The 16,529-nt window shown below is 57.0% G+C and carries 13 protein-coding genes; 9 read left to right on the plus strand and 4 right to left on the minus strand.

From position 1 onward, the window contains the following. Positions 1 to 128: 128 nt before the first annotated feature. Positions 129 to 1,517 (minus strand): adenosylhomocysteinase, encoded by a 1,389-nt coding sequence (gene ahcY / locus ACN0SC_RS12805; RefSeq protein WP_417250074.1) that lies wholly within the window; start codon positions 1,515 to 1,517, stop codon positions 129 to 131. Positions 1,518 to 1,652: 135 nt separating this feature from the next. On the opposite strand from ahcY, the gene ACN0SC_RS12810 reads away from it, so the two are divergent. Then, a complete protein-coding gene (locus ACN0SC_RS12810; protein ID WP_417250075.1) occupies positions 1,653 to 2,243 on the plus strand; it encodes an HD domain-containing protein in 591 nt (196 codons plus the stop codon). Between the two features lie 69 nt (positions 2,244 to 2,312). Here the strand turns inward: ACN0SC_RS12810 and ACN0SC_RS12815 are convergent, their stop codons facing one another. Further along, the gene (locus ACN0SC_RS12815) at positions 2,313 to 2,447 is read right to left on the minus strand and encodes a hypothetical protein (protein ID WP_417250076.1); all 135 of its coding nucleotides are present in this window, start codon (positions 2,445 to 2,447) and stop codon (positions 2,313 to 2,315) included. 111 nt (positions 2,448 to 2,558) lie between these two features. Between ACN0SC_RS12815 and ACN0SC_RS12820 the strand changes: the two genes are divergently transcribed. Further along, positions 2,559 to 3,485, plus strand: coding sequence for a LysR family transcriptional regulator (locus ACN0SC_RS12820; protein ID WP_417250077.1), 927 nt, complete (start codon positions 2,559 to 2,561; stop codon positions 3,483 to 3,485). Here ACN0SC_RS12820 and ACN0SC_RS12825 read toward each other — a convergent pair. Then, complete coding sequence (locus tag ACN0SC_RS12825; protein WP_417250078.1) at positions 3,482 to 4,036, minus strand: ActR/PrrA/RegA family redox response regulator transcription factor; 555 nt, start codon at positions 4,034 to 4,036, stop codon at positions 3,482 to 3,484. The genes ACN0SC_RS12820 and ACN0SC_RS12825 overlap by 4 nt on opposite strands. A gap of 150 nt (positions 4,037 to 4,186) precedes the next feature. After that, complete coding sequence (locus tag ACN0SC_RS12830) at positions 4,187 to 4,813, minus strand: SCO family protein (RefSeq protein WP_417250079.1); 627 nt, start codon at positions 4,811 to 4,813, stop codon at positions 4,187 to 4,189. A 93-nt stretch (positions 4,814 to 4,906) separates the two neighbouring features. Between ACN0SC_RS12830 and regB the strand changes: the two genes are divergently transcribed. The 7 genes from regB to trxA all read left to right on the plus strand — a co-directional run bounded on the left by regB (position 4,907) and on the right by trxA (position 16,504). Then, positions 4,907 to 6,304 carry a sensor histidine kinase RegB gene (regB, locus tag ACN0SC_RS12835; protein WP_417250080.1) on the plus strand — a complete coding sequence of 466 codons (1,398 nt, stop codon included), beginning with the start codon at positions 4,907 to 4,909 and terminating at the stop codon, positions 6,302 to 6,304. Positions 6,305 to 6,449: 145 nt separating this feature from the next. Beyond that, the gene (locus ACN0SC_RS12840) at positions 6,450 to 8,021 is read left to right on the plus strand and encodes a PAS-domain containing protein (protein WP_417250081.1); all 1,572 of its coding nucleotides are present in this window, start codon (positions 6,450 to 6,452) and stop codon (positions 8,019 to 8,021) included. A 40-nt stretch (positions 8,022 to 8,061) separates the two neighbouring features. Continuing rightward, the gene (locus ACN0SC_RS12845) at positions 8,062 to 9,084 is read left to right on the plus strand and encodes an aminoglycoside phosphotransferase family protein (RefSeq protein WP_417250082.1); all 1,023 of its coding nucleotides are present in this window, start codon (positions 8,062 to 8,064) and stop codon (positions 9,082 to 9,084) included. Then, entirely contained in the window at positions 9,084 to 9,755 is a 672-nt protein-coding gene (locus tag ACN0SC_RS12850) for a nucleotidyltransferase family protein (RefSeq protein WP_417250288.1), read from the plus strand. Before ACN0SC_RS12845 ends, ACN0SC_RS12850 begins: the two co-directional genes overlap by 1 nt. Next, positions 9,739 to 12,723, plus strand: a complete 2,985-nt coding sequence (gene addB / locus ACN0SC_RS12855) for a double-strand break repair protein AddB (protein ID WP_417250083.1) — start codon at positions 9,739 to 9,741, stop codon at positions 12,721 to 12,723. The genes ACN0SC_RS12850 and addB overlap by 17 nt, the downstream gene beginning before the upstream one ends. Continuing rightward, on the plus strand, positions 12,720 to 16,127 hold the full coding sequence (gene addA / locus ACN0SC_RS12860) for a double-strand break repair helicase AddA (RefSeq protein ID WP_417250084.1): 3,408 nt from the start codon (positions 12,720 to 12,722) through the stop codon (positions 16,125 to 16,127). Before addB ends, addA begins: the two co-directional genes overlap by 4 nt. Positions 16,128 to 16,183: 56 nt before the next feature. Further along, on the plus strand, positions 16,184 to 16,504 hold the full coding sequence (gene trxA, locus ACN0SC_RS12865; protein ID WP_417250085.1) for a thioredoxin: 321 nt from the start codon (positions 16,184 to 16,186) through the stop codon (positions 16,502 to 16,504). Positions 16,505 to 16,529: the final 25 nt, after the last annotated feature.

Raw genomic sequence — 16,529 nt, forward strand, 5'->3', positions numbered from 1 at the left:
AATCCGTCAGGCTCGACAGTAGCCTACCCCCTACCCCCGCCAAAACAAGGTATTTTTCGAATGTGAACGCTGACACGCAAAACGGCCGCACGCGGCGGCCGTTTACGTATTAGTCTTTTAGGTCCGCTCTAGTAGCGGTAGTGCTCGGGCTTAAAAGGGCCTTCAACAGTGACGCCGATGTAGTCTGCCTGTTCTTTCGACAGTTCGGAAAGCTTCACGCCAATCCGATCGAGATGGAGACGAGCCACCTTCTCGTCGAGGTGCTTGGGCAGGATGTAGACCTCGTTCTTATAAGCATCGCCATTGGTCCAAAGCTCCATCTGCGCCAGCACCTGATTGGTGAAGGACGCGGACATCACGAAGGACGGGTGGCCCGTCGCATTGCCGAGGTTGAGCAAACGGCCCTCGGACAGAAGGATGATGCGACTGCCCGATGGCATTTCGATCATATCCACTTGGTCTTTGATGTTGGTCCATTTGTGGTTGCGCAAGGAGGCAACCTGAATTTCGTTGTCGAAGTGGCCGATGTTCCCAACAATTGCCATGTCCTTCATCTCGCGCATATGCTCGATGCGGATCACATCCTTGTTCCCTGTGGTCGTGATGAAGATGTCAGCGTCGGCGACAACATCCTCAAGACGGACTACCTCGAACCCGTCCATCGCAGCCTGAAGCGCACAGATCGGATCAATCTCGGTGACTTTCACCCGTGCGCCCGCGCCGCGCAGGGAAGCGGCCGAGCCCTTGCCCACGTCACCGTAGCCGCAGACAACAGCAACTTTACCCGCCATCATCACATCGGTCGCGCGACGGATACCGTCGACGAGGCTCTCTTTACAGCCGTATTTGTTGTCGAACTTGGACTTGGTCACGGAGTCGTTGACGTTGATCGCGGGGAAAGGAAGCTGCCCCTTCTTGTGCAGATCATAGAGGCGGTGGACGCCCGTGGTGGTTTCTTCGGAAACACCGAGGATCTGGTCGCGAGTTTTGGTGAACCAACCCGGAGAAGCCGCCATGCGCTTGGCGATCTGCTTCTTGATAACCTCTTCCTCTTCGGACTGAGGAACTGGGATCACATCCTCGCCAGCTTCCGCACGGGCGCCGAGCAGCACGTAAAGGGTCGCATCGCCACCATCGTCGAGGATCAGATTGGGACCGTCCTCGAACTGGAACGACTTGTCGAGGTAATCCCAATGTTCCTCAAGGCTCTGACCCTTGATCGCAAAGACAGGAATGCCCGCAGCTGCAATGGCGGCGGCGGCGTGGTCTTGCGTGGAGAAGATATTGCACGAGGCCCATCGAACATCAGCGCCAAGCGCCACAAGCGTTTCGATCAGACATGCGGTCTGAATTGTCATGTGCAGGGAGCCGACAATCCGTGCGCCTTTGAGTGGCTTGGATTCGCCAAACTCGTCACGCAGCGCCATCAGGCCTGGCATTTCGGTTTCGGCGATATCGAGTTCTTTGCGACCGAAGTCCGCAAGGTTGATGTCTTTGACGATGTAATCGTTGGCCATCTTGGGCTCCTGAGAAAATAGCTTTGCGCTGCACTTAGCACTCCGCATTGTTCCTTACAACGAAAGTGGATTTATTTGGGGTTAAGGTAGGATTTTTTCCTGATATGACTTGGTCGCAAATTTCAGGGGAGCGACATGGCGCAGGCACGTGCATGGCAAAGGATGCTATCTGGACGGCGGCTGGATCTTCTTGATCCTACGCCGATGGATATCGAGATTGAGGACATCGCGCATGGTCTGGCCTTTGTCGCGCGATGGAATGGTCAGACACGGGGAGATTATGCGTATTCTGTGGCCGAGCATTCTGTTCTTGTCGAAGAGATTTTTCGCCAACTCTATCCCAACGAGGCTGTGAAATGGCAGCTTGCCGCCCTTCTCCATGACGCGCCCGAATATGTCATCGGTGACATGATTTCCCCCGTGAAGGCGGCGGTCGGCCCCTCCTACGGCGAGCTGGACGATCGTTTGACAGCGGCGATCCACATCCGCTTCGGCCTTCCTGCAAAGCTTCCCCTCGCGGTAAAACGCAGAATCAAGAAAGCCGACAAGGTCTCAGCGTGGCTAGAAGCCACACAGATCGCAGGGTTTTCGGAGGAAGAAAGCAACAGGTTCTTCGGGAAAATGAACCCCGACTTAGTGGGAACGCTCGACATTCGTTTGCGCCCACCACTCGAAGCGCGCGAAGCATTTACCCGTCGCCATGCCGAACTGATGGCTGCCCTTTAGATAAATCAAACGGAAAGCAAAAAAAGCCCGCCAAGGCGGACCTTGTTCGTCTGAAAGCCAGAGCGCCGATCAGATACTGATCTTGCGGCGCATTTGGGTTTCGAGGTCGAATCGCATGTCACTAAGACGGCGTTGCTCACGCAGCATTGGGTTGGCTGCGCGATTGCGCTTCGAGATCCTGAAGAGGGTTTTAAACATGGTCATGATCAACCTCATTCGCGTGAGTGTTTCTGTGTCTCCCCCTTTTTGGCACGACCTCACGATTCCCAGAAGTTGATATAGCTTTCATGATGTAAGCTCAGCTATCATGCGCCCATGGACTGGAAAGACATCCCCTCACTCGCGTCACTGCGAGCATTCGAGGCCGCCGCGCGACTGGGTGGTTACACCGCCGCCGCGCGCGAATTGAACGTGACTCACGCGGCAATCGCACAACATGTGCGAGCGCTTGAGGACCATCTTGATGAAAAACTTCTCAACCGCGTATCGCGCGGCATGGCCCTGACCCCCTCAGGGCAGCAACTGGCCGATGCCTTGGCGGAAGGATTTGGCATGATCATCAGCGGCGTGCGCGCCGTCACCGATGAAAAGACAAATCGACCGATCAACATTGCAACCACACCTACCTTTGCAGAAGTCTGGCTGATGCCTAAACTTGGCGCCTTCTGGGCCGAACACCCGGAAATCCATTTGCAAGTTTTACCATCCATGGGCATGCGGAACCTCCGCGCGGACGGTGTCGACATCTCCATCCGCTTTGGTCAGGGCGACTGGCCTGGCGTTGATGTGGTGCCACTCCTGATGAGTCCCTTTGCGGTGGTTTGCAGTCCTGATTACACGGAAGCCGACAAGTTCGAAGACATCGAGAACCCCGCTGAGCTGTTCTGGATGTTCTCGGAGTTTTCGAGCGAGCAATACGCGTGGGGAAAACGGGTCGGAATCGACTTCAACGAAAGCGGGTACCGCGAAATGGCGAGCAACGCCCTGACCCTATCCGCCGTGAGGTCGGGCCTCGGCGTCTCAATCCAGTCGAGGGTTCTGGTCGAGGACGACATCGCGTCGGGTCGCATGAAGGTACTCTACGAGGGCGATCCCGAAAACATCGGCTATTACATCGTGACCTTGCCAGGCGTCCTTTCTCCGCAGGTCAAAACCTGCCGCAACTGGCTGTTGCGAAACGCGGAACCGATCCCCACGGTTGAAGACATCGGCAACGAGATTGAGGACGGCGAAGAGACTTAGCGCGGCGAGCGTTTTGCCAGAATTCGCTGGAGTGTCCGGCGGTGCATGTTGAGGCGGCGCGCGGTCTCGGAGACATTGCGATCGCAAAGCTCATAAACCCGCTGGATATGTTCCCAACGAACACGATCCGCGCTCATCGGGTTCTCGGGCGGCGGCGGCAATTCATCGCCCTTCGCCAACAACGCATTGGTGATGTCATTGGCATCCGCTGGCTTCGACAGGTAGTCGGTAGCACCAATTTTCACCGCAGCCACAGCCGTCGCAATTGCGCCATATCCCGTGAGGACCACAATGCGGCTATCGGGGCGTTTCTCGCGCAGCGTTTCAACCACGTCGAGCCCGTTCCCGTCCTCCAAACGCAAATCAACAACGGCGTAGGCAGGTGGGCGGGCCGTGGAGATCGCCTTGCCCGCAGCAACGGACCCAGCTGTCTCAACCTCGAACCCGCGCTTTTCCATTGCTCGCGCCAGACGACGCAAAAACGGCTCGTCGTCATCGACAAGTAGAAGCGAACGATCGTCGCCGAGTTGGGCTTTCGTATCTGCGGTCATGTGCTTTCCCTCCGCGTGGAATCCGCAGCACTCAATGCCACGAAATCGCGTCACGTCACCATAGGTGAGCGCGAATGCATGGTCAAAACGTATATCGAGGAAACGCAGCGGCAAAGGCGGCGCGCAATCGCGCCGAGCTTCTCAAACCCGTCACGACGCCGCGTCGATGAAACACGCCACGCGGTCCGCCATCGCTTCGGGCGAATCCTCACGCCTGAAGAAATCCACGAATCCCACTTCGGGGAATACGAGGTATGTGAAGGTCGAGTGATCGACGAGATAGTATTCGGGATCACCGTCCTGCTTTTTGTAATAGGTCTTATATGCCTGTGACGCCGCTTTGACTTGTTCAACCGAACCCGTCAGCCCGATCATGTCATCATGAAAAAGGTCAGTGAACTCGGCGACCGTTTCAACATCGTCACGTTCAGGATCGATTGAAATGAACGCGGTTTGCGCGTCGTAGCCGCGCTCTTCGAGCAGACGCTGGGCATCTGCGTTACGCATGCTGTCGAGCGGACACACATCAGGACAGAAGGTGTAACCGAAGTAGAGAATGGTTGGCTTGGTGACGACATCTTCATCAGTCACCGTCACGCCATCCTCGCGCACGAGCTCAAACGGCCCGCCAATTGCCCCCGCGCCACCAGAAACCGCGTTCGCACGACATTCGGCAAACGGGTCGTCATCGCCGGATTTTGTCACGTAATAGGCCGTTCCAGCGAGAAATGCGGCAACCACCACGGCGGCTGAAATTGCAGTTGAGCGTGTGGACATGCGTTTCTCCTCGTTATGTCAGGTGCATTGATCGACTGTCTTTGAGGTATTAACAAGGGGAACTAATGCCGCAGCGAGGTCACGAGCACGTCAATGGCACCACATCCAGCGTCCCTTATCGATATGGAGCGCCGTTCCAACTGGGTTCGGCTTCGCACACTCGTCGCGCTCCGTTGGATTGCCATCACAGGACAGCTCGCCTCTCTCTTTGTTGCGCAGCAGATTTTCGACCTGTCTCTTCACCTCGGCAGCTTCGCCCTTGTGATCGGCGCATCGGTGATCATCAATATCGTAAGCGTTTTCGTCTACCCAGAGAACACCCGCCTTTCCGAGAAAGGCGTAACGCTGATGCTTCTGTTCGATATTACGCAGCTATCAGCGTTGCTCTACTTGTCGGGCGGATTGAACAACCCCTTCGCGCTATTGATCCTCGCACCCGTGACCATCGCCGCAACGGCGCTTCGACCCAAGTCGTCGGTGCTGGCGGGCGCAGTCGCGATTGCATTTGTCACGCTGCTTTCGACGTTCAACATTCCGCTTCAACTGGCGGACGGTGCCGAGCTGTCCCTGCCTGATCTGTTCCTCTTTGGCCAATGGGCGGCAATCATCATCGGGGTGCTGTTCCTCGGCCTGTTTTCATGGCGTGTCACTTCGGAGACCCATTCGATGTCCGAGGCTCTTCTGGCAACCCAAATGGCACTCACGCGGGAACAAAAGCTTACAGACCTCGGTGGTGTCGTTGCGGCCGCAGCACATGAGTTGGGCACACCGCTCGCCACGATCAAACTGGTCAGTTCCGAATTGGTCGACGATCTCGCTGACAATGAGGTGCTGCGCGAGGATGCCGCACTGATCCGCGAACAGGCGGACCGTTGCCGCGACATTCTGCGTTCAATGGGGCGTGCAGGAAAAGACGACAAACACATGCGAACAGCTCCCCTTCAGGCCGTGGTCGAAGAGGCCGCCGCTCCGCATCTCGAGCGCGGGCGCGAGGTGGTGATTGCTGTGATGGAAGCTCCTGACGATCGCGAACAACCCTATGTCTATCGCTATCCAGAGATCATTCACGGATTGCGCAACCTCGTCCAGAACGCGGTCGATTTCGCGCAAACAACGGTGTGGGTGGATATCTCATGGACCAGCACGCACATCCGTCTACGGATTATTGACGACGGATCAGGCTTTCCCGCCTCGGTGATCGGACGGATCGGCGATCCCTATGTGCGTCGCCGTCGCAGTGAACGAACTTCCGCCAAACGTCCCGAATACGATGGGATGGGGCTGGGGCTGTTCATTGCAAAGACCCTTCTGGAGCGGACGGGAGCCGAGATCGCTTTTGCTAACGGCGCGGATCGTCATGACGTGCATATGCGTGCGGGGCGTCGTTCGGGTGCGATTGTTGAGGTGACGTGGGCGCGAGATCGAATTTGTGTGCCCGAGGGCGAAGAGCTTGATCCCCTTGGGGAGAACGATCCTATTCTCGCCCCCTAAGGTCTCGGCGCAGACGGCAGCCTAGTTAACGACATATTAACCATTCTTTACAAAATTCGGAGGTGAAGCTGCGCGCGATCACCTCCAGGCGTGCGGAAAAATTCAAAAGCGCGCTCAACCGAGTGGCGCCGATACGGAAGCCCGAATGCTCACGCAACTCGCGATTTTGACAACTGCCAGCCTCTGCGTCGCCTTTGTCGTGATCTACGCAACAGCCTCCCTATCCGCCAGAAGGGAACAAAACGACCGTCTTGCGCTCGAGTGGGAAGATGGGGAGACCGCGTTTCTGTTTGACGACGAACACCTAGTCGACGCCACACCCGAAGCCCGCGCCATTCTGGAGGGGACGCCACGCGGGTCATCCGACTGGTCGCGCCTGATTTCGGCCTTTCTAACCCAGTTTCCCGACCTCCCAACCCGCATCGCACATCTCGCCGACGAGCAGAAAATGATCATCGAGAGCAAGAACGGACAAGCCAGCCTGATTTGTGAATGGCGGCGCGGGCTTGCACGGATTTCACTCAAAAGCGTGGATGCCGAAGACAGCATGAGCGAGTTCGACCGCCACTTTGTTCAGGCGATGGAGCAAGAGCTTGAAACCTTACGCGCCACGGCTGAAAACGGCCCCATCCTGATCTGGCACGAAGCACCTGACGGCACGATCACGTGGGCGAACTCCGCTTATCTCGGCATTGCTGACAGTTTCGACGAGGGCGATGGAGTCCCGCGTTGGCCTCCACGCCGCCTGTTCGGCGATCTTTCCAAACCGCCCGTTGGGGCCTGCCTGCATGACCGCCTCCGAATCGAAAGCGCGGAGGGTGAAATCCTGTGGTTTGATGTCTACCGCAGCAACAATGACGGCGAGATGCTGTTTTCCGCCATCCCCGCTGATGACGCAGTCCAGACCGAAACCGCCCTGCGCGCCTTCACCGAAACCCTGACCAAGAGCTTTTCTCATCTTGCAATTGGCATGGCGGTGTTCGACCACGACAGGAAGCTGGCCTTCTTCAACCCCGCGCTGATAGCGCTGACGACACTCGAAGAGGAGTTTCTTGAAAAACGGCCGACCCTGACGCTTTTTCTCGACACTCTGCGGGACCGCCGCATGATGCCCGAGCCGAAAGACTACAAATCATGGCGTCAGAAAATGTCCGCACTGGAATCCGCAGCAGAACACGGCACTTTCGAAGAGCAATGGGCATTGCCATCCGACACGACCTATCGCGTGACTGGCCACCCCCACCCCGACGGGGCAATCGCATTCCTGTTCGAAGACATCACCTCGGAAATGACCCTCACCCGCCGCTTCCGCACCGAGATCGAAACAGGCCAGGCGGTGATCGACAGTCTTGAGGAAGCCATTGCAGTCTTCGGGCCTGATGGTTGCTTGGTGATGAGCAATACTGCCTATGACGCGCTTTGGAACACGAATGAGGATGGTGAAGCGCTGGATATGGGGATTGTCGAAGCTACCCGCATTTGGCGTTCCAAATGCGCGCCGACATCCATTTGGAGCGATATCAAGGCAATTGTTGGCGGAGAAGTCACGCGCGAGAACTGGTCGGGTTCCACGCGCCTTTGGGATGGTCGCCGCCTGTCCTGTCGTATTACGCCGCTTTCGGGAGGCCAGACCGTTGCAGGCTTTATTCCCGAAACGCGCACCCCATCGAATTACGTTCCCCGCGCCACAACCGATCCCGAGTTTGTCGAGATGTGATCGCGCTTGTATCCCGTCACAGGCGGGATAGACTCGCCGCATGGAGGAACGCTTCGAACAACTCACCGCCTTTTTGTCACGCACCGAATGGCGGGATGCAGACATTGAACCGCTTGCTGGCGATGCATCCCGGCGGCGGTATTTTCGACTATTCGACAAAGCCAAAGACAGGCATGCCATCGTTATGGACGCACCCCGCGCCCTCGGCGAAGATGTGCGCCCGTTTCTAAAGGTCGGCGCATATTTGCGATCGTTGGGCCTATCTGCACCCGAAACATATGAAGCGGATATCGACCTCGGATTTCTCGTGATCGAGGATTTCGGCGATGCTGTTTTTGACAGGATTTGCGCCAGCGACGCGTCTCAAGAACATGTGCTTTACGCTGAAGCCACGGATGTGCTTGTCCACCTATATCAAAGTAGCCCCCTACCTGACGTGAAGCCCTACGACCCACAGATGGCCGACCTCGCTGCGGCAAGCGTGCGCTGGTATGTGGGCGGCATTTCCGACGAGACGGATGAAGCCCTCACGGCGGACATGAGCAATGCTCTCGAAAGCCTGATTGCCTCATTCTCTCCCGCACGCACCACGATTCTGCGCGATTATCACGCACAGAATCTTGTCTGGCTTCCCAAACGCGATGGGATCCACCGAGTCGGCCTGCTCGACTATCAGGACGCGATGAGCGGTCCCGCCGCCTATGACCTGATGTCGCTGGTCAGGGACGCGCGGCGAGATGTGTCAAAAGAGGTGCGCGACACCTGTATCGCGCGTTTCATCGAACGATCTGGCGTGGACGGTGAGGCTTTTTCCCGTGATTGCGCAACCGCCTCGGCGCAGCGAAATTTGCGTATCCTGAGGAACTTCGCGCGTATGTCGCTCCACTTTGAAAAGCCACATTATGTGGACCTCATCCCTCGGGTCTGGGATCATTTGATGGAAGATCTGGAACATCCCGCCCTGAAAGACATCCGCGCGATTGTTGCCGCTGTTTATCCTGCGCCAACGGCGCAAAATCTGGAGATTCTGAAGTCCAAATGCGGAACTGTCCCGACACTGTAATGCTGTTTTGCGCGGGGCGCGGCACTCGTATGGGCCCGCTCACGTCAATAATGCCAAAGCCCATGATAAAGGTGCGCGAGCGCCCACTTGTGGACTACGCGCTGGATATTGTCGCAGATGTCCCCAAAAAGATCGCGAACACTCATTACCTACCCGACGAACTTGAAACCCATCTGGCCGAGCATGGCGTGCAGGTTGTGCGGGAATCTATTCTTCTAGAGACGGGCGGAGGGCTGAAGAACGCTGCTCGGCTGATCTCTGGTGACACCTGCTTCACGCTCAACACCGACACTGTATGGATCGGCGGCACTCCAGTTGAAACACTCTGCGCGCAATGGAATCCTTCGATTATGGATGCACTCCTGCTCACCGTCCCAAGCGAAAACACCCGCGGTCACAACGGGACAGGTGATTTCGCTCTGGATGACAACGGGCGATTGGCGCGTGGGGGTGACTTTGTCTACACGGGTCTGCAAATCACCAAACTATCCGCAGTGACGCGCGTGCCCGACACCGCTTTTTCGATGAACAAGGCGTGGAATGCGATCCACACCGATGGACGCCTCTATGGTGCAGTTTTTGACGGCATATGGTGCGACGTCGGCAGCCCTGAAGGCATCGCACGCGCAGAAGAAGAACTTGAGGAGGCCGCCTATGTTTCCGCCAAGTGAAATTCCAAGGCTTTTCGGCCTGCCCTGCGGTGTGAACTACACACATGCCGTGCGTGACGGTCTGTTGGCGCATTTTGGTGACGACGGTCCCGAATTGCTCGCGCGCACCGAAATCTACGTGAACACCTCACGGATGAAGCGCAACCTTAGAGACGCTTTCGATGACGGAACCACGCGGCTCTTGCCTCGGATACGGTTGATTACTGACCTCGCCAAAGATCCGCGCTACCACGATATTCCGCTGCCGATGTCGCCGTTGAAACTCAGGTTGGAACTGGCACAGCTTGTGACCTCCTTCCTTGAACGCGAGCCCGACTTTGCTGATCGGGTGTCGGTCCATGGTCTCGCCGACAGCCTCGCACGCTTGTTGGGGGAAATGCATGACGAGGGTGTGTCCTACGAAGACCTCAAGAACCTCAACGTCCCTGATATCTCGAACCATTGGCAAAAGGCATTGGACTTCATTGGGCTGGTCAAACGGTTCTATGACGATGCGGAAACCACCCCGCCAATCTCCGAGGCCCGTCTTCGCGCCGTTGTTGAACGGAAAGCACAGAATTGGCAAACCTCCCCGCCGTCCCACCCGGTTCTGGTGGTCGGTTCCACAGGGTCGCGCGGCACGACAGCGCGGTTCATGGAGGTCGTCGCGAAGCTTCCTCAAGGGGCTGTGGTCTATCCTGGAGTGGACTTTGAAATGCCCGCCGAAGTTTGGGATCGGATTGCCACAGACGAAACACGCGACCACCCTCAGGAGCGGGTTATTCGGATGGCCAATCGCTTGGGACTGTCCCAAGACGACGTGCAACCCTTCGCCAGCACCACACCACCAAGCCCGCCACGAAACGCGCTTTTGTCACTGGCGCTGCGCCCCGCCCCTGTGACTGATCAATGGATGCGCGATGGGCCGAACTTGCCAGAGATCGCCGCCGCATGCGCAGATTTGACACTCATAGAAGCGGCCGACCCCAGAGCGGAGGCGATTTCGATTGCGCTGGTATTGCGCGATGCCGCAGAAACCAACAGGCGTGCTGCTCTTATAACGCCCGACCGCGATCTGGCACGGCAAGTGACTGCATGTCTTGACCGCTGGAACATTGATCCCGAAGACAGTGCTGGCGTTCCGCTCAATCAAACACCCCCTGGCCGCTTGTTCCGCCATGTCGCGAGCCTGTTCGGCCGATCCATTACTGCCGCCGATCTCCTTGTAGTGCTCAAGCATCCACTCGTTGCGCGCTCCGAACCTGACGCGACCTTTGGCGAGAAAACAGGGCGCGGACAGCACCTTCTCTGGACCCGTTCCTTGGAAGTGTTCCTGCGCCGCCGATCCTCGGAAATTGTTGATGAAGCCGTTCTGAGCGCATGGGCAAGTAAGCCGCGTGACGAAGGCGAATGCGCAGCGCGCGCCATCTGGGTGGACTGGGTAAAGGGCGTACTCTTTGGTCGGGAGAGCAACGCCGAAAGGCCGCTCTCGTTCCACTTGAATGCGCTTATTGAGGTAGTTTCGGGTCTTGTTAGCGGCCCTTGGTCGGAAGATTCATCCGCGCTTTGGAGCGGTCTCGACGGACGCGCGATGCAGCATTTGATCGACCGAATGGTGCATGACGCAGACGCGGGTGGCGATATGTCGGCGCGGGTATTTGAGGATTTCTTTCGTACAGTTCTTGCGCGCGAACTGTCCCGCGATCCCACCCCACGCCATCCGAATGTCCTGATCTGGGGCACCTTGGAGGCGCGGTCTCTGGATGCCGATCTCGTGATCCTCGGAGGATTGAACGATGGTGTCTGGCCGCAACATCCCGCCGCTGATCCGTGGTTCAACCGCGAATTGCGCAAGGCGGCTGGGCTTCTATCTCCTGATCAAATGGTCGGCCTGTCCGCTCATGACTTCGAGCAAGCGTTCTGCGCGCGCGAGGTCATTCTCTCACGATCCGTGCGCGATGCCGAAGCCGACACCGTTCCCTCGCGTTGGTTGGTTCGTGTGCTGAACCTGCTCGACGGGGCAAGCGACGAAAGCCGTGCGGCGCGTGCGGCTATGTCTGAACGCGGCAGGCGATGGACGCGCATGGCGGCCGAGTTGGATCATCCAGATCGTTTGCCAGAGCAACTCGACCGCGCCCATCGCCCCAGCCCCATCCCGCCCTCCTACGCGCAACCGAAGGAAATGCCCGTCACCGCCGTCGAGCGCCTCCTTCGCGATCCCTATGCAGTCTATGCACAGCGCATTCTTGGGCTGCGAAAACTCTCCCCTCTAAACTTCGCGGGCGACCCCCGTGATCGTGGGAATGTTCTTCACACGATGATGGAGGTTTTCCTGACGGATCTGCCTTTTGATTTAGATCCTAAAACTGCGCAAAAAAGGCTTCTAAATGCGGCTGGGACGGCCTTCGACAAAGGCGGAATTCCACCATTTCATCGGCAGATTTGGCTCTCACATATCTCGCGAATTTCGGAAAAACTGGTTGCGGACGAATTGGCGCGCGCAGCCGAAGCGGATGCAATTTTCCCTGAAACTAAAGGGGGAATGCGGATCAAGAGCCTCGACTTTGAACTCACCGCGAAAGCGGACCGGATCGACCAACTCCACGACGGCACCTTTCACATTTACGACTACAAGAGCTCGCCACCATCGCCCAAGCAAATTGGCGTCTTCAACCTCCAGCTCCTTTATGAAGCTGTGATTCTGGCCGAAGGCACCTTTGAGAAGGTTGGTCAGGGTGTTGCGTCGGGCTTCACCTATCTGGGGCTGAATAAAGACCTGAAGTCCGTCGGCGATGCGCTTGATGGCCCGCGTATTCAGGAAACTCTTGAAGGGCTGAAAGCGCTGCTTGGACGTCATATTGGGGGGCATGTTGGATACACGGGTCAACGCGCCGCCGAGAAAGAGGGGTTTGCGGGTGACTTCGACCATCTTGCGCGCCTCGGAGAGTGGGACACGAGTGAAGACCCTGTGCAGGAGGAGCTTTCATGACCGACGCCAGCGCCCGCCAGATTACAGCTGCTCACCCTGAGCGCTCCACGTGGCTTTCAGCGAACGCGGGATCGGGAAAGACCAAGGTTCTCACCGACCGTGTTGCACGCCTCTTGTTACGTCAAACTCCACCGCAGAACATTCTTTGCCTAACCTACACAAAGGCCGCTGCGGCTGAGATGCAAAACAGGCTGCTCAAAAACCTCGGCAGATGGGCGATGCTTCCCGACGATGCACTCAAGGAGGAATTGCGAGCCCTCGATCCCGAGGCTAATCTGACGCCAGAAACACTTTCCGCCGCGCGGCGGCTGTTTGCCAGTGCCGTCGAAACGCCTGGCGGGCTAAAAATCCAGACGATCCACTCCTTCTGTAGTGGCCTCTTGCGGCGGTTTCCACTGGAGGCGGGCGTATCTCCCCAGTTTCAAGAACTCGACAACAGGATAAAACAGCGCCTGCTGGAAGATATTCTCGACGAGATGGCGCGCGGACCAGATGCTGACCTGATCGACGGTATTGTTCCACAACTGGGCGCCGAAACGATTTTCGGATACATCGAAAACCTCCTCTCGAATGCAGAGGATTTCGAGACAAAACCAGCGGAAAGTGACGTCTATTCGTGGCACGGGCTTCCGCAGGGCGTGTCGGAATCCTCCCTTGTCGGGCAGGTATTTCTTGGTGGCGAGAAAGAAATGCTCGAAAAGATGGCCGCACTTTTTGCCACGAGCGACAAATCTACGGATGTAAAATTCGCCGAAGCACTCGCGCAAATCTCTACCACTCCCGCGAGCATCGACGGTATTCTCGCACTGGCGTCACGTTTTCTCGTTCAATCCAAGGACTCCCCAAATTTCCGCTTGTCTCGGTTCGGGCTTCCTCGTGGGGTCGGGACTAAGGGGTTCATTGCGGAACATTCCGACGCGCTTACTCCGCTTGAGGATCTCATGAAGCGCGTCGAATATGCCTTCCCTGTAGCGCTGTCTTTCAAAGACGCTGAGCGGACGTTGGCCGTCCATCGTTTTGCCCATCGTGTCATCACACAGTTCAAACGTCTAAAGCGCGAACTGGGGTATCTCGATTTCGACGACATGATCCGATCCACCCGCGATCTGTTGTCGCGCTCGGAGATGGCGCAATGGGTGCTGTATCGTCTCGATGGCGGACTCGATCACATTCTGGTGGACGAAGCGCAGGACACCAGCCCGACGCAATGGGAGGTCATCCGGCATCTTGCCGAAGAGTTTGCAGCAGGCACTGGCGCGCGGGACGATGTGGTGCGCACGATTTTCGTGGTAGGCGACAAAAAGCAGTCGATCTATTCTTTCCAAGGGGCCGATCCTACGGGTTTTGACCGTATGCGCGACTTCTTCGATGAACGGCTGCGCCCGACTGGATCGGAGTTGCAACAGCTCACCCTCGAACACTCGTTTCGATCCGCGCCCGAAATCCTGACAGCCGTCGATCATGTCTTTGAGCAGGCCAACGGGCGGGGTGTAGGTGGAGAAACCCGTCATATTGCGTTCTTTGGTGAGCGTGCAGGACGCGTCGACCTGTGGCCGATTGTTTCATCGGAACCCGAAACCGATGCAGACAGCCATTGGAGCGATGCAGTTGACAAGGTTTCCCCCAAACATCACCGCGCCGTCCTATCGGAACTGATCACCGAGCAGATCAGCGACATGCTCGAAAACGGCTCGATTCAAGGGGAAAACGGACAGTTTCGTGCAATTGAGCCGCGAGACATCATGATTTTGGTGCGCAGCCGGACTGGCATTTTCAGCCACATCCTCAGCAGGCTAAAATCGGCGGGGCTACCCGTTGCGGGCGCGGACCGTCTGATCGTTTCCGACGAATTGGGGGTGAGGGACCTGATATCTCTCCTGTCATTCCTTGCGCTTGAGGACGACGACCTTTCGCTGGCTGAAGCCCTGAGATCACCGATATTCAATCTCTCGGAACAAGAGCTTTTCACGCTTGCTCATGGGCGCGGGACAAACACCCTGTGGTCGCGCCTACGCGAAAATCGCGATGCGTTCCCGCAGGTTATGGAAATTCTGGACGATCTTAGAAGCAAGCTCGATTTTTCGCGACCCTACGAGCTGCTGGATCGTATTTTGACCCGCCACGGCGCGCGTCGCCGATTTCTGTCGCGCTTAGGTGCGGAAGCCGAAGATGGAATCGACCAGCTTCTTAACCTCGCACGAACCTACGAATCCGCAGATATTCCAAGTTTGACCGGATTTCTGGCATGGTTCGAAGCGCAGGAAAGCACGGTAAAACGACAACTTGGCGACGGCGCAAACCTGATCCGTGTGATGACAACGCATGGGGCCAAGGGTTTGGAGGCGCCTATTGTGATCCTCCCCGAATGTGCGAAGGCGGACCGCAGTAAAGTGCACAAGAAGCCCGCGCTCCCGATCGCGAACGGGGCCGTCATTGCGAACGGCCCTGCGGCGATGGCTGGTGATGTGCTTTCAGAGGCAATTGCGAAAGCGAAGAACGCAGAGGAAGAGGAAGATCGCCGCCTTCTTTACGTCGCCATGACGCGGGCAGAACGGTGGCTGATCGTTGCGGGTTCACGGAGTGAAAAAGACAATGCGGCAAAGGACGCCGTCACGTGGCATGACCTTGTTTCCGCTGGATTAGAGACTTTGCCGACCAAGCAAATCTCCAACGATTTCGGCATCATTACGCGGTATCAGACAGGAGATTGGCGCGAGCGAGAGGAAGAAGCGCCTGATGTGAGCACCTCTACGCGCGCCACGCTTCCGTCATGGATCGAAGATCCCGCACCGCGCCATCCTGACAAGCCCCCCTTTCTCTCGCCATCAGATCTCGGCGGGGCGAAGGCGCTTTTTGATGAACCTGTTGATACCGACGATGAAACGGCCATGCGACGCGGTCGTCAAATACACGTCTTGCTGGATACGTTGCAGGATGTGCCCAGAGCGGAGCAACGTGATTTCGCACTTCTGACGCTGGGCGACGGAGAGGACGCGATCCTTGAAAGCGAAGTCGATGCATTGTTGGAAGAAGTTCGAGCTGTATTCGACAAGTCTTACGATTGGGCTGTGTTCGGGTCGAATTCAATTTCGGAAGTGCCCTTTTCGGGAGAACTTGAAATCGGCGGTGAGATGCGCGGAGTCCACGGCATCATAGACCGGCTTATCGTTGAGGACGGGCGTATACAGATCGTCGATTTCAAGACGAATGCAGTGATCCCGAAAGAAGCATCGGCCGTTCCTGTCGGCCTGTTGCGACAACTTGGTGCCTATGCACAGGCCGCTGAACGCATGTATCCAAATCACACGATCGAGGTTGCACTACTGTGGACCCGAACGGCGGAGTTGATGCCAATTCCTCTCGATATCGTGAGGAAGGCACTTCGTGACACCTCTATATCTTGACCACGGCCCCCACCGCACCTAGGTTTTGGCCAAGCCCATTATTCAGGAGAATTCCCATGGCAACCGTCTCTGCCTCCGACGCCACCTTCGAAGCCGAAGTCCTCAATTCCGATGTTCCCGTTGTCGTGGACTTCTGGGCGGAGTGGTGTGGCCCTTGTAAACAGATCGGACCCGCTCTCGAAGAGCTGTCCGACGAATACGAAGGCAAAGTTAAAATCGTCAAAGTGAACGTTGACGAAAATCCTGGCACACCTGGCCAGTACGGCGTTCGCGCGATCCCATCGCTGTTTATGTTCAACGGCGGTCAGGTCGTCTCGAACAAGACAGGCGCGGCACCCAAATCCGCTTTGCAAAGCTGGATCGACGAAGTCGTTTGATTTTCTCGCCACGCGATAGAGAACG

Source organism: Celeribacter sp. (assembly GCF_048261515.1).
GTDB lineage: Bacteria > Pseudomonadota > Alphaproteobacteria > Rhodobacterales > Rhodobacteraceae > Celeribacter.

Excerpts from the sequence above, each read along its gene's own strand:
- ahcY (WP_417250074.1), bottom strand. The coding sequence starts at position 1,517 with ATGGCCAACGATTACATCGTCAAAGACATCAACCTTGCGGACTTCGGT.
- ACN0SC_RS12810 (WP_417250075.1), top strand. The coding sequence starts at position 1,653 with ATGGCGCAGGCACGTGCATGGCAAAGGATGCTATCTGGACGGCGGCTG.
- ACN0SC_RS12815 (WP_417250076.1), bottom strand. The coding sequence starts at position 2,447 with ATGACCATGTTTAAAACCCTCTTCAGGATCTCGAAGCGCAATCGCGCA.
- ACN0SC_RS12820 (WP_417250077.1), top strand. The coding sequence starts at position 2,559 with ATGGACTGGAAAGACATCCCCTCACTCGCGTCACTGCGAGCATTCGAG.
- ACN0SC_RS12825 (WP_417250078.1), bottom strand. The coding sequence starts at position 4,036 with ATGACCGCAGATACGAAAGCCCAACTCGGCGACGATCGTTCGCTTCTA.
- ACN0SC_RS12830 (WP_417250079.1), bottom strand. The coding sequence starts at position 4,813 with ATGTCCACACGCTCAACTGCAATTTCAGCCGCCGTGGTGGTTGCCGCA.
- regB (WP_417250080.1), top strand. The coding sequence starts at position 4,907 with ATGGCACCACATCCAGCGTCCCTTATCGATATGGAGCGCCGTTCCAAC.
- ACN0SC_RS12840 (WP_417250081.1), top strand. The coding sequence starts at position 6,450 with ATGCTCACGCAACTCGCGATTTTGACAACTGCCAGCCTCTGCGTCGCC.
- ACN0SC_RS12845 (WP_417250082.1), top strand. The coding sequence starts at position 8,062 with ATGGAGGAACGCTTCGAACAACTCACCGCCTTTTTGTCACGCACCGAA.
- ACN0SC_RS12850 (WP_417250288.1), top strand. The coding sequence starts at position 9,084 with ATGCTGTTTTGCGCGGGGCGCGGCACTCGTATGGGCCCGCTCACGTCA.
- addB (WP_417250083.1), top strand. The coding sequence starts at position 9,739 with ATGTTTCCGCCAAGTGAAATTCCAAGGCTTTTCGGCCTGCCCTGCGGT.
- addA (WP_417250084.1), top strand. The coding sequence starts at position 12,720 with ATGACCGACGCCAGCGCCCGCCAGATTACAGCTGCTCACCCTGAGCGC.
- trxA (WP_417250085.1), top strand. The coding sequence starts at position 16,184 with ATGGCAACCGTCTCTGCCTCCGACGCCACCTTCGAAGCCGAAGTCCTC.